The 12,067-nt window shown below is 70.9% G+C and carries 12 protein-coding genes; 3 read left to right on the top strand and 9 right to left on the bottom strand.

Going from position 1 to position 12,067, the window contains the following annotated elements; translation table 11 throughout:
* Positions 1-56: 56 nt before the first annotated feature.
* From ACFWM7_RS27745 to ACFWM7_RS27710, 8 genes are all read right to left on the bottom strand, one after another.
* Positions 57-470 (bottom strand): rhodanese-like domain-containing protein, encoded by a 414-nt coding sequence (locus ACFWM7_RS27745; RefSeq protein WP_383265393.1) that lies wholly within the window; start codon positions 468-470, stop codon positions 57-59.
* Complete coding sequence (locus tag ACFWM7_RS27740; RefSeq protein ID WP_383265390.1) at positions 467-1,060, bottom strand: cysteine dioxygenase; 594 nt, start codon at positions 1,058-1,060, stop codon at positions 467-469. Before ACFWM7_RS27740 ends, ACFWM7_RS27745 begins: the two co-directional genes overlap by 4 nt.
* A gap of 73 nt (positions 1,061-1,133) precedes the next feature.
* Entirely contained in the window at positions 1,134-1,220 is an 87-nt protein-coding gene (locus ACFWM7_RS27735) for a putative leader peptide (RefSeq protein ID WP_311605579.1), read from the bottom strand.
* A gap of 95 nt (positions 1,221-1,315) precedes the next feature.
* Positions 1,316-3,037, bottom strand: coding sequence for an FAD-dependent monooxygenase (locus ACFWM7_RS27730; protein ID WP_383265388.1), 1,722 nt, complete (start codon positions 3,035-3,037; stop codon positions 1,316-1,318).
* Positions 3,038-3,213: 176 nt separating this feature from the next.
* A complete protein-coding gene (locus tag ACFWM7_RS27725; RefSeq protein WP_383265385.1) occupies positions 3,214-4,155 on the bottom strand; it encodes an amino acid ABC transporter permease in 942 nt (313 codons plus the stop codon).
* A complete protein-coding gene (locus tag ACFWM7_RS27720; protein WP_383265382.1) occupies positions 4,152-4,799 on the bottom strand; it encodes an amino acid ABC transporter permease in 648 nt (215 codons plus the stop codon). The genes ACFWM7_RS27725 and ACFWM7_RS27720 overlap by 4 nt, the downstream gene beginning before the upstream one ends.
* Positions 4,800-4,974: 175 nt before the next feature.
* On the bottom strand, positions 4,975-5,898 hold the full coding sequence (locus ACFWM7_RS27715; RefSeq protein ID WP_383265379.1) for a glutamate ABC transporter substrate-binding protein: 924 nt from the start codon (positions 5,896-5,898) through the stop codon (positions 4,975-4,977).
* A 32-nt stretch (positions 5,899-5,930) separates the two neighbouring features.
* Positions 5,931-6,716, bottom strand: a complete 786-nt coding sequence (locus ACFWM7_RS27710) for an amino acid ABC transporter ATP-binding protein (protein WP_205084408.1) — start codon at positions 6,714-6,716, stop codon at positions 5,931-5,933.
* A gap of 389 nt (positions 6,717-7,105) precedes the next feature.
* On the opposite strand from ACFWM7_RS27710, the gene ACFWM7_RS27705 reads away from it, so the two are divergent.
* The gene (locus ACFWM7_RS27705) at positions 7,106-7,798 is read left to right on the top strand and encodes a response regulator transcription factor (protein WP_383265376.1); all 693 of its coding nucleotides are present in this window, start codon (positions 7,106-7,108) and stop codon (positions 7,796-7,798) included.
* Between the two features lie 19 nt (positions 7,799-7,817).
* Entirely contained in the window at positions 7,818-9,212 is a 1,395-nt protein-coding gene (locus ACFWM7_RS27700) for a sensor histidine kinase (RefSeq protein WP_383265373.1), read from the top strand.
* 42 nt (positions 9,213-9,254) lie between these two features.
* Here the strand turns inward: ACFWM7_RS27700 and ACFWM7_RS27695 are convergent, their stop codons facing one another.
* Complete coding sequence (locus ACFWM7_RS27695; protein WP_383265370.1) at positions 9,255-10,256, bottom strand: TAXI family TRAP transporter solute-binding subunit; 1,002 nt, start codon at positions 10,254-10,256, stop codon at positions 9,255-9,257.
* Between the two features lie 132 nt (positions 10,257-10,388).
* On the opposite strand from ACFWM7_RS27695, the gene miaB reads away from it, so the two are divergent.
* Positions 10,389-11,909: a tRNA (N6-isopentenyl adenosine(37)-C2)-methylthiotransferase MiaB gene (miaB, locus tag ACFWM7_RS27690; protein WP_356566414.1), complete on the top strand. Its 1,521-nt coding sequence runs from the start codon at positions 10,389-10,391 to the stop codon at positions 11,907-11,909.
* Positions 11,910-12,067: the final 158 nt, after the last annotated feature.

Raw genomic sequence — 12,067 nt, 5'->3', positions numbered from 1 at the left:
CCTGAGCTCAGGTGCCGGGCGCCAGATTTCTGCTGCCAGGTTGCGGGGGCCGGGTGTCAGGTGGAGGCGACCGGGAGTCCCGCCGCGCGCCACGCCTGAAAGCCGCCGATCAGGTCGGTGACCCGGTGCAGCCCCAGTTGCCGCAGCGAGGCGACCGCGAGGCTGGAGGCGTACCCCTCGTTGCAGATGACGACGACCGGGAGGTCATGGCCGACCGCCTCGGGCGCGCGGTGGCTGCCCTGCGGGTCGAGCCGCCACTCCAGCTCGTTGCGTTCGACGACCAGCGCGCCCGGGATCAGTCCGTCCCGGTCGCGGAGGGCCGCGTACCGGATGTCCACCAGCAGGGCCCCGGCCTCCGCCGCCGCGGCGGCCTCGCGCGCGTCGATCCGGTCGTAGCCGGCCCTGACCCGCTCCAGCAACTCGTCGATGCCCACCGGGGCAGGGGCGTCGGTGCTTCGGTTCTCGCTCACTGCCAGTCCTCGGGGCTCTCGGTCTGTTCCAGCCGGAGCACGGCACCGGTGCGGCTGAACCGGCGGATCCGCGGCAGCGGCGGGTAGTAGGCGTGGACGGAGATCGCGTGCACGTCCTCGGACTCGTTGAGGACCTCGTGCACGTGGTTCTGCCCGAAGGCCCGGCCCTGACCGGCCGCCAGCTCCCTCGACCGGTCCACGCCGTCCGTCAGCTCCAGCGTCTTCCAGCCGTCGGTGGGCAGCCGCACAGCGAGCGAGTGCTCCTTGAGGGCACCGGCCGCCGTGGTGAACGCGCCGATCGAGTCGGCGTGATCGTGCCAGCCCGTACCGGTGCCGGGCGGCCAGCCGATCAGCCACGCCTCGCTGCCGCCGGGGCCGTCGAGCCGGATCCAGGTGCGGCCCTCCGGATCAAGGGGCAACGAGGCGATGAGCGCCTCGTCCCCGGCGGTGCGGCGGACGAACTCCAGCAGCTCCGCGATCGTCGGCGCAGCGGCAGCGGCAGCGGCAGCGTCAGCGGCAGCGGAGGAAACAGGGGAAGAAGGAGAAGGTGCCGAGCCGGCCATGGGCACGGCGGAGTGAGCGGAAGACACGAGGACCGTCCTGAGAGTTCGCGCGGGGTTCCGGCCGTGCGGAAAGCGGCACGGACCGGCAGAGGGGGGCGATTCAGCAGGACGGGCGACACACGCAGCCCGCGTAACGGACGAGGTCCATATGGACCCTCCGCCACAGGCGCACATCGGTGTCGGTCATGATCTGGAGTACACCACGCGTGCCCGTAACGGTCAATGTGCGTCCGCCGCGGACGTACAGCGGACGTACAGGTGCGGCGGACGACGGACCACCGGTCAGCGGTGCCCGGCGGTCCCCTCGGCGTGAATCCGCGCCCGGGCCCCCTTCTCGCCCCTGCTCTCCCGGCCGCCGCTCTCCCGGCCCTCGCTCTCCTCGTCCTCCTCCGGCCCGCGGTCCCGCCCACCACGGGACGCACCCCCCAGCGCGGCCTGTGCCGCGGTGAGCAGCTCCGCCGGCCGTACGCCGCCGAAGGCCGCCACCAGATGCCCGTCCGGCCTGACCAGCAGGACGGTATGGGCCGATGCTCCCGGATAGCTCTCGGTGACCAGCAGCTCCGTCGTCCCCGGGAGCGCCGCCACGGCGTCCGTGAGGCGGGGCATGATGCCCGCGGTCTGCCAGTGCCGCCGGTCCCAGACCCCGGTCCCCGGCGCGACCAGGATCACCAGTGGATGGCCCTGCCCGAGCCGCTCCCGCAGCCGCCCCGTCGTCCCGTCCGGCGCCGTCACCGTCACATCGGCGACCGGCGCACCGGGGGGCGTACCGACCGCGGTGTGCGCCCCGGCGTGCGTAGGCGAAAGGGGGGAGTGCGAGTACGAAGGGGGCGCACCCAGTGCTCCGCGGCCCAGATGGCCGTCCGCGAGCAGGGTGTCGTGCCCGCGTGCGGCGCCCGGGACGAGGGTCCGCAGACCGCCTCCGCCGCGCAGTATCGGCAGCGACTGATCGGCGGCGCGCAACCGGGCGGCCACCGCGGCCCGCCGCTCCGCCTGGTAGCTGTCGAGCAGACGCTCGGCCGGGCCGTGGTGCCAGGCGTACGCCAGCTTCCAGGCCAGGTTCTCCGCGTCCCGGACCCCCTCGTCGAGTCCCTGCGTGCCCAGAGCGCCCAGCAGGTGCGCCGCGTCCCCCGCCAGGAAGGCGCGCTGCTTGCGCCAGCGCCGGGCGAGCCGGTGGTGGAGCGTGTGGACGCCGGTGTCCAGCAGTTCGTACGCCGGGGTCTCGCCGCACCAGCCGGCCAGGGTGTCCCGGATGCGGGCGACCAGCGCCTCGGGGGTGACCAGATCGCCGCGCGGCGGCAGCAACCAGTCCAGCCGCCAGACGCCGTCCGGCAGCGGTCGGGCGGAGACCTCGGCGCCCCCGCTCCGCCAGGGAGGCTGCCGGTGCAGAACAGCCTCGTCGGGCCAGGGCAGTTCGGCCCGGAGCGCTGCGACGGCATGCCGTTCCACCGACGTACGACCGGGGAAGCGGATGTCGAGCAGCTTGCGCACGGTCGACCGGGCTCCGTCGCAGCCGACCAGATAACTCCCGCGCCACCAGGTCGCTCCCGGCTCCCTGGTGTGCACGGTGATGCCGTCGGGGTCCTGCTCCAGCGTGTCGATCCGGCTCATCGGCACCAGCTGGACCAGCGCATCCTTGTCCACCGCCGCCCGCAGCGCATCGCTCAGCTCGTGCTGCGGCAGATGCAGCGGCGAGGGAAGGAGCCCGGAGAGCGGCTCGGGGCCCTCGTCCGCCCGGCCTCCGCTCAGCGGCACGTCCCGGACCAGCTGCTTCCGGCGCATCGAACGCCAGCCGGCCCAGCGCAGCCCGACCCGGTCCAGCTCCCGGCAGCCGAGCCGGCCCATCAGGTCGGCGGTGTCCTCGCGCAGCACGACCGTGCGCGCGGGACGGGGCTCCTCCGCGCCGGGGCCCTCGTCGAGGACGATCGAGGGGACGCCCTGGGCGGCGAGGGCCAGCGACAGCGTCAGGCCGACGGGCCCGGCGCCGACGACGATCACCGGGTCCACGGCGCGTACCCTCCGGCCCGTACGGTCATGCGGAACGTGGCAGAGGTAGCCGGGTGCGTGATCACAGAACGTATGCAACCCACTGGTGGTGCTTGCGTCAAGTGACCGAGGCAGCGACGCGTGCGCCGCTGCCTCGAATGCTCCTGGCATGAGGGGCCGGGGAGCCCCCGGGGAGGTCAGTCCTTCGACACACCGGTCCCAGCGGCACCGTCGGCCGTCGGGCCCGCGCCCCCTGCGCCCCCCGCGTTCGGGCCGGGAACGGCCTCCACCGTGGGGATCTCGGCGGTCTGGACGCCGGGCGCCACCTTGATGCCGGTCTTGGCCCGGCGGCCGCGCTTCTCGATCCACGTCGCCAGCGCCGAGAGCAGCAGACACATCGCGATGTAGATCGTGCCGATGACGATGGTCGTGGAGACGTAGGGGTAGATGCCGTTCACCTGCGTGTTGGAGGCGATCAGACGCGCGGTCTGGAGCAGCTCCGGGTACAGGATGATGAAGCCCAGCGAGGTGTCCTTGAGCGTCACCACGAGCTGGCTGATGATCGTCGGCAGCATGGACCGGACCGCCTGAGGCATCAGAACGGTCGTCATGACCTGCGTCTTGCTCATACCGAGCGCGTACGCGGCCTCGCTCTGGCCCTTGGGCACCGAGTTGACCCCGGCCCGCAGCACCTCGGCCTGCACACAGCCGTTGTAGATGGACAGGCCCGCCGCCAGCGCCCACATCGAGTAGTCGGTGAGGAAGCCGACCCAGATCGCGTAGATGGTGATCAGGAGCGGCAGCGAGCGGAAGAGCTCGATGAAGGCGGTCGCCGCCCAGCGGATCGGCTGGTGGTCGGAGAGCCGGCCCACCGCGAGCAGCACGCCGAGGACCAGCGAGCCGATCGCGGCCAGACCGAAGGCCTTGAGCGTGGCGACCACGGCGTCGGCGATGTTCTGCCGGATACCCGCGTAGTTGAAGATGTCCCACATCTCCGGCGCCAAGTGGCCCTTGTCGGCCAGGCGCAGCAGGCTGACGACGATCAGCGCCGCGATCGCGAGGCTGCCGACGACGGCGTAGATCCGGTTGCGGACGACGGCCTTGGGGCCCGGGGCGTCGTAAAGAACGCTGGCGCTCATCGGGCGACCTCCATACGACGCTCCAGCAGCCGGAAGAGGCCGCTGATGGTAAACGTGACGACCAGGTAGCCGAGGGCCACCCAGATGAAGACGGGGACGATGTCGTACCCCTTGTCGCTCATCAGCTTCTGCCAGCCGAAGAGTTCGGTGTTGCTGAAGGCGCCGGCGATCGCGGAGTTCTTCGTCAGTGCGATGAAGATGCTGCTCAGCGGCGGGATCACCGTCCGCGTCGCCTGGGGGAGCACCACGATCTGGAGCGTCTGGGCGAACGTCATGCCGATCGAGCGCGCGGCCTCCGCCTGTCCCAGCGGCACGGTGTTGATGCCGGAGCGGACCGCCTCGCAGACGAAGGACGAGGTGTAGAAGCCGAGGGCCAGGGAGCCGAGGACGAACGGGCTCATCCCCGGGAAGAGGATCTCCGGCACCACGAAGAAGAAGATCAGGAAGAGCAGCGTCAGCGGGGTGTTGCGCATCAGCGTCACCCACGCGGTGCCGAAGTACCGCAGCGGCGGCACCGGCGAGACGCGGAATCCCGCGACGATGACACCGAGGACCAGGGCGATCAGCGAGCTGACGGCGGTGATCGACACAGTTCCTATGAAGCCGTCGCGGAACGCTGGGAAATTGTCGAGCAGTACGTTCATGAGGTCTCCGCGTCGGCGGTCATCGGCATCGGGGCAGGGGAAGGAGCGCCCCCTACGCCCGCCGTCCCCGGAAAGAGGCGGACGGCGGCGGTGTACGGGACGCCCGGGTCACTCGCGGGGCGGCGTGACGGGGGTCGGCACCGGGGCGCCCGACGGTGCCGGGCGCCCGGGGGCGTCAGTAACGCTCGATGGCCGGCGGGTCGACGAAGTCCGAGCCGGACAGGCCGAGGGTGGCCTCGTAGATCTTCTTGTACGTGCCGTCCTTGACGCGGTCCTCCAGCGACTTGCTGATGGCCTCGCGGAGCACCTTGTCGTCCTTGTTCAGGCCGACGCCGTAGGGCTCGTCGGTGAACGGCTTGCCGACGACCTTGAGCTTGCCCTTGTTGGCGGCGGCGTAGCCCTTGAGGATCGAGTCGTCGGTGGTGACGGCGTCGACCTGCTTGGTCAGCAGCTGCTGCACGCAGTCGGAGTACTTGGCCAGCTCGACGACGCTCGCGCCGTACTCGGGCTTCTTGATCTCCTGCAGCGGCGTGGAGCCGACGATCGAGCAGACCTTCTTGCCCTTCACCGAGTCCTTGCCGGTGATCGACTTCTCGTCCTCGCGCACCAGGAGGTCCGCGCCGGCCTTGTAGTACGGACCGGCGAAGCCGACCTGCTTCTTGCGCTCGTCGTTGATCGTGTAGGTGCCGACGTAGTAGTCGACCTGGCCCTTGGAGATGGCCGTCTCACGGACGCCGGAGTCGACCGTCTTCCACTCGATCTGCTTCTCCGAGAAGCCGAGGTCGGCCGCGACCATCCTGGCGATCTCGATGTCGAAGCCCGAGCGCTCCTTGGTCGCCTGGTCCTCGAAGCCGAGGTACGGCTGGTCGGCCTTGGCGCCGATGACCAGCTTGCCGCGCTCCTTGGCCTTCTTGAAGACCGGGGAGTCGAGGGAGACGTCCTGGGCGGCGGTGTACTTGGGCAGCTCGGGGGCGCCGGAGGCACCCGGCTGGGTGCCGCCCTGTTTGTCACCGGCGGAACCCTCCTTGCCACCACACGCGGTCGCGGTCAGGGCGAGGACGGCGATGGCCGCGACGGCGGCGGACTTGCGGAGCTTCATGTGAACAATCCTTAGGTCGGAGGTCGTTGTCGTCAGTGGTGAAGGATCTTCGACAGGAAGTCCTTGGCCCGGTCGCTGCGCGGGTTGCTGAAGAACTGGTCGGGCGTCGCCTCTTCGACGATCTTCCCGTCCGCCATGAACACGACGCGGTTGGCGGCGGAACGGGCGAAGCCCATCTCGTGGGTGACGACGATCATCGTCATCCCGTCCCGGGCCAGCTGCTGCATGACTTCGAGGACCTCGTTGATCATCTCCGGGTCGAGCGCCGATGTGGGCTCGTCGAAGAGCATGACCTTCGGGTCCATCGCCAAAGCCCGTGCGATCGCGACGCGTTGCTGTTGGCCGCCGGAGAGCTGCGCCGGGTACTTGTCGGCCTGTACGCCGACGCCCACCCGATCGAGCAGGGTCCGGGCCTTCTCCTCCGCCGCCTTCTTGTCGGCCTTGCGGACCTTGATCTGGCCCAGCATGACGTTCTCCAGCACCGTCTTGTGTGCGAAGAGATTGAACGACTGGAAGACCATGCCCACGTCGGCACGCAGCCTGGCCAGCTCCTTGCCCTCCTGGGGCAGGGGCTTGCCGTCGATCGAGATCGCTCCCGAATCGATCGTCTCCAAGCGGTTGATCGTGCGGCACAGCGTGGACTTGCCGGACCCGGAAGGCCCGATGACGACCACGACCTCGCCAGGGGCGATGGTCAGGTCGATGTCCTGGAGCACATGCAGCGCGCCGAAGTGCTTGTTGACGTCGCTCAGTACGACCAGGTCGTTCGCCGCGGGCGCGGCATCCTCGGCGTCCTTGGTCACTGAAACTCCGCTCATCGGCTTCTTGCTCCGTCCTCCTCGGTTGAAGAAGGACACTAATGACGCAGTGCGACCAACGTCATTACATCTGAGCGGAAATTGAGCATAACGATCCGGCGGCAACCGGACACTCCGCGTGAACAGGACGCCACGCGCCGCCCCGGGGGCGTACCGGGTGCATAACGGAAACCCTGCTGTAACCGGCAGACTCTTGACTGGTGTGCCGTTCATCGGCATGGATGCCTTGAGCGAGGTCGACGCGAAGCGTCGATGAACGGGAGACCACCAAGAAGATCTCCCGGGTGAAACAGGGTGGGACGTGAGATAACACCCGGTGACACCGTGCAACGGTTGCACCCAAGAGCCCGAGGAGCCGACCGGCCCCGGGAGACACGGAGAGGAGGGCCATGAGACTGCTGCTCGTCGAGGACGACAACCATGTCGCGGCGGCCCTGTCCGCCGTGCTCGCCCGGCACGGATTCCAGGTGAAGCACGCCCGCAACGGCGAAGAGGCCCTGCGCGCGCTGCTGCCCGCCGAGAAGGAGCCCTTCGGGGTGATCCTCCTCGACCTCGGCCTGCCCGACCAGGACGGCTACGAGGTGTGCGGCAAGATCCGCAAGCGCACCGCGACCCCCGTCATCATGGTCACCGCCCGCGCCGACGTGCGTTCACGCATCCACGGACTCAACCTCGGCGCCGACGACTACGTCACCAAGCCGTACGACACCGGCGAGCTGCTCGCCCGTATCCACGCGGTCGCCCGGCGCACCTCCAGCGGCGAGGACACCGCGCCGACCCCCGTCGCCGCCCTGCGCCTCGGGCCGGTCGCGATCGAGCTGCCGACCCGCCGGGTCAGCGTCGACGGGGAGGAAGTCCAGCTCACCCGCAAGGAGTTCGACCTGCTGGCCCTCCTCGCCCAGCGCCCCGGCGTCGTCTTCCGCCGCGAGCAGATCATCAGCGAGGTCTGGCGCACCAGCTGGGAGGGGACCGGACGCACCCTGGAGGTCCACGTCGCCTCCCTGCGCTCCAAGCTGCGGCTGCCCGCCCTGATCGAGACCGTGCGGGGCGTCGGCTACCGGCTCGTCGCGCCGTCCGCGTAACCGGCGGGTACGTCTCCCGGTGCGCTCCCGCCTGCTCCCGCTGCTCATCGTCCTGATGGCTGCCGTCCTGGTCACCCTCGGCATCCCGCTCGCCATCAGCGTGGCCGCCGCCGAGCAGCAGCGCCTGGTGATCGACCGGATCGACGACACCGCACGCTTCGCCGCCCTCGCGCAGTCCATCACCGACACCTCCCCGGACAGCGAGGAGCGCCGCCGCACCCTCCAGACCGACCTGGAGGTCTACGCCTCGGTGTACGACATCCGCGCCGGCGTCTTCTTCCGGGACGACCGGGCCCTGGCCAAGGCCCCCGGCTTCTGGACCCTGCCCGTCGAGGGTGAGGGGCGCACGGCGTTCAACGAGGCGCTGCTCGGCCGCCGCTCGCACGACCCGCCGCAGGTCTGGCCCTGGCGCGACGGCCGCGTCGTCGTCGCCTCGCCCGTGGTGCGCGACGGCGACGTGGTCGCCGTGGTCGTCATCGACTCGCCCACCGGCGAGATGCGCTCCCGGACCCTGCGGACCTGGCTGTTCATCGGCCTCGGCGAAGCCCTGGCCCTGCTGGTGGCCGTCGGTGCGGCGGTCCGGCTCACCGGCTGGGTCCTGCTGCCCGTACGGACCCTGGACGCGGCCACCCGCGACATCGCCGGCGGCCGCATGCGCTCCCGCGTCGCCGCCTCCGCCGGGCCGCCGGAGCTCAGACACCTGGCCCGCTCCTTCAACGAGATGGCGGACAACGTCGAGGACGTGCTGGAACAGCAGCGCGCCTTCGTCGCCGACGCCTCGCACCAGCTGCGCAACCCGCTCGCCGCGCTGCTCCTGCGCATCGAACTGCTCGCCCTGGAACTGCCCGAGGACAGCGAGGAGATCGCCGCCGTACGCACCGAGGGCAAGCGGCTGGCCCGGGTCCTCGACGACCTCCTGGACCTCGCGCTGGCCGAGCACGCCGAGGCGGACCTCCAGCTGACCGACATCGTCCCGCTCACCGCCGAGCGGGTCGCCTCCTGGCGCCCGATGGCCGACCGGGAGGGCGTGCGGCTCACCCTGGACGGAGCCCCGGCGGCCACCGCGTGGGCCGACCCCGTCGCGCTCTCCAGCGCCCTGGACGCGGTGATCGACAACGCCCTGAAGTTCACCCCCGCCGGCGAGGACGTCACCGTCACGGTCACCGCCGGAACCCACGCGACGACCGTCGTGGTCGCCGACCGGGGCCCCGGCCTCACCGAAGCGGAGCTGGAACGCGTCGGGGACCGCTTCTGGCGCAGCACTCGCCATCAGAACGTCAGCGGGTCGGGCCTCGGCCTCTCCATCTCGCGGGTGCTGCTCGCGGCGGGCGGCGGCTCGATCGCGTACGAGCACCACGCACCGCACGGCCTGCGGGTGACCGTCTCGGTGCCCCGCGAACGGCCGGTCGGCTGAGATCCACGGGCGGGGAGACACCGCGCCCCCGACGAGGAGCCGTCAGGGCTTCACCGAGCGGTAGTAGTCCTTGGCCCCGTCGTGCACGTCCAGCGGATCCGTGTAGATCGCCGTCCGCAGGTCCACCAGCTGCGCCGAGTGGACCTCGCGGCCGATCCGGTCCCGGGTGTTGATCACCGTCCGGGTGAAGGCCTCGGTCATGGCCGCGTCCGTACGGTCGGTCGTGACGAGCAGGTTGGCGACGGCGACCGTGGGCACCGACTGACCCTGCTGGGCCTGCGGATAGGCGTCGGCGGGCATCATGGCCGACCGGTAGAAGCGGGTGGGGCCGGTCGACGCCTGCAGCTTCGCGACCAGGTCGGCCTCCAGCGGCACCAGCCGGATCTCGAAGCGCTCCGACAGCTCCTGCACGGCCGCGGTCGGCAGCCCGCCCGACCAGAAGAAGGCGTCGAGTCGGCCCTGCGTCAGCCGTACGGGCATGGTGTCGATGCCCACCGGCACCGGTGTGATGTCCTCGGCCGGGTCGAGCCCCGCCGCCGTCAGCAGCCGGTCCGCGACCAGCCGCACCCCGGAACCCTCCTGGCCGACGCCCACCCGCTTGCCCCGCAGGTCCGAGGCCTTGTGGATGTCGGAGTCGCGGGGGACGACCAGCTGGACGTAGTCGTCGTACAGCCGGACGCAGCCGCGCAGCCGCTGGGCCCCCGGCCTGCCGTCGCGCAGGTAGGTGGCCACGGCGTCGGCCGTCGCAATGGTGAAGTCCGCCTCGCCCGTCGCCACCCGGGCGAGGTTCTGCTGCGACCCCTCGCTGGTCCGCAGCCGTATGGACACCTCCGGCATGTCCTTGGCGAGCGCACCCTCCAGCCGCTCCCCGTACCGCTGGTAGACGCCGCTGGGCACGCCCGTGGAGAAGGTGAGCGGACCGCTCGGATCCCCCTCGCCCCCCTGGGGCTGCAGCCACCACGCGAGCAGCCCGAGCACGACCGCGAGGACGGCGCCCGTCTGCAGGGTGCGCCGGCGGCCGAATCGGGACAGAGCGTGGAACATGCGCGCGATCCTGCCAGCTCACCCGCCCCCCTGACCAGGCTTCCCCGTGAGGCCCGGCCCACAGCGGGCGGTCGGCGGAAGCCTGACCGGGGGACGGGAAGACGCCGCCGGACAACCGCCTACCCTTGTCCCATGAGCAGCGGCAACCGGAGCGAAGCAGTGGACGTCCAGAAGAGCTACGAGGTGCGCACCTACGGGTGCCAGATGAACGTCCACGACTCCGAACGGCTGTCGGGTCTCCTGGAGGGCGCCGGTTACGTCCGCGCCCCCGAAGGCTCCGACGGCGACGCCGACGTCGTCGTCTTCAACACCTGCGCGGTACGGGAGAACGCCGACAACAAGCTGTACGGGAACCTCGGCCGCCTCGCGCCCATGAAGACCAAGCGCCCCGGGATGCAGATCGCGGTCGGCGGCTGTCTCGCGCAGAAGGACCGCGACACCATCGTCAAGCGGGCGCCCTGGGTCGACGTCGTCTTCGGTACGCACAACATCGGCAAGCTGCCGGTCCTCCTGGAGCGCGCCCGCATCCAGGAGGAGGCGCAGATCGAGATCGCCGAGTCCCTGGAGGCCTTCCCCTCCACGCTCCCCACCCGCCGCGAGTCCGCCTACGCCGCGTGGGTCTCCATCTCCGTCGGCTGCAACAACACCTGCACCTTCTGCATCGTCCCGGCCCTGCGCGGCAAGGAGAAGGACCGCCGCACCGGCGACATCCTGGCCGAGATCGAGGCCTTGGTCGCCGAGGGTGTCTCCGAGATCACCCTGCTCGGCCAGAACGTGAACGCGTACGGCTCCGACATCGGCGACCGCGAGGCCTTCTCCAAGCTGCTCCGCGCCTGCGGAAAGATCGAGGGCCTGGAGCGCGTCCGCTTCACCTCGCCGCACCCCCGCGACTTCACCGACGACGTCATCGCCGCCATGGCCGAGACGCCGAACGTGATGCCGCAGCTCCACATGCCGATGCAGTCCGGCTCGGACACGATCCTGAAGGCCATGCGCCGCTCGTACCGCCAGGAACGCTTCCTCGGGATCATCGAGAAGGTACGCGCCGCGATGCCGGACGCCGCCATCTCCACCGACATCATCGTGGGCTTCCCCGGCGAGACCGAGGAGGACTTCGAGCAGACGATGCACGCGGTCCGCGAGGCACGGTTCGCCAACGCGTTCACGTTCCAGTATTCGAAGCGGCCCGGGACGCCCGCCGCCGACATGGACGGCCAGATCCCCAAGGAGGTCGTCCAGGAGCGGTACATGCGCCTGTCCGCCCTCCAGGAGCAGATCTCCTGGGACGAGAACAAGAAACAGGTCGGCCGCACCCTGGACGTCATGGTCGCTGAGGGCGAGGGCCGCAAGGACGGCGCCACGCAGCGCCTCTCCGGCCGCGCCCCCGACAACCGGCTGGTCCACTTCACCCAGCCGGAGAAGGCCGTGCGGCCGGGCGACGTGGTGACCGTCGAGATCACCTACGCGGCCCCGCACCACCTGCTCGCCGAGGGCACGCCGCTCGCCGTACGGTCCACCCGCGCGGGCGACGCCTGGGAGAAGCGCACCACGGAGGCCGCCGCCAAGCCCGCCGGAGTGATGCTGGGCCTCCCCGGCATCGGCGCCCCGGACCCGCTCCCGGCGGCCACGGCTCCGGCCTGCGGCATCGGCTGACGGCTCGGCTCCCGCGGCCTGCGGCTTTGGCTCCTGGCTTCCGGCCTGGGCACCTCCGGCCTCGGCTTCCGGCCTGGGCACCTCCGGCCTCGGCTTCCGGCCTGGGCACCTCCGGCCTCGGCTTCCGGCCTGGGCACCTCCGGCCTCGGCTTCCGGCC

The organism is Streptomyces sp. NPDC058375, assembly GCF_042723425.1.
In the GTDB taxonomy this organism is placed as follows: domain Bacteria; phylum Actinomycetota; class Actinomycetes; order Streptomycetales; family Streptomycetaceae; genus Streptomyces; species Streptomyces durocortorensis.
The sequence above is the reverse complement of the archived record's forward strand: the minus strand, read 5'-3'. Positions and strand labels throughout refer to the sequence as shown.

What these genes read in the sequence shown, in the direction of transcription:
- ACFWM7_RS27705 (WP_383265376.1), top strand. Translation starts at nt 7,106, where the DNA reads ATGAGACTGCTGCTCGTCGAGGACGACAACCATGTCGCGGCGGCCCTG.
- ACFWM7_RS27710 (WP_205084408.1), bottom strand. Translation starts at nt 6,716, where the DNA reads ATGAGCGGAGTTTCAGTGACCAAGGACGCCGAGGATGCCGCGCCCGCG.
- miaB (WP_356566414.1), top strand. Translation starts at nt 10,389, where the DNA reads ATGAGCAGCGGCAACCGGAGCGAAGCAGTGGACGTCCAGAAGAGCTAC.
- ACFWM7_RS27695 (WP_383265370.1), bottom strand. Translation starts at nt 10,256, where the DNA reads ATGTTCCACGCTCTGTCCCGATTCGGCCGCCGGCGCACCCTGCAGACG.
- ACFWM7_RS27715 (WP_383265379.1), bottom strand. Translation starts at nt 5,898, where the DNA reads ATGAAGCTCCGCAAGTCCGCCGCCGTCGCGGCCATCGCCGTCCTCGCC.
- ACFWM7_RS27735 (WP_311605579.1), bottom strand. Translation starts at nt 1,220, where the DNA reads ATGACCGACACCGATGTGCGCCTGTGGCGGAGGGTCCATATGGACCTC.
- ACFWM7_RS27720 (WP_383265382.1), bottom strand. Translation starts at nt 4,799, where the DNA reads ATGAACGTACTGCTCGACAATTTCCCAGCGTTCCGCGACGGCTTCATA.
- ACFWM7_RS27725 (WP_383265385.1), bottom strand. Translation starts at nt 4,155, where the DNA reads ATGAGCGCCAGCGTTCTTTACGACGCCCCGGGCCCCAAGGCCGTCGTC.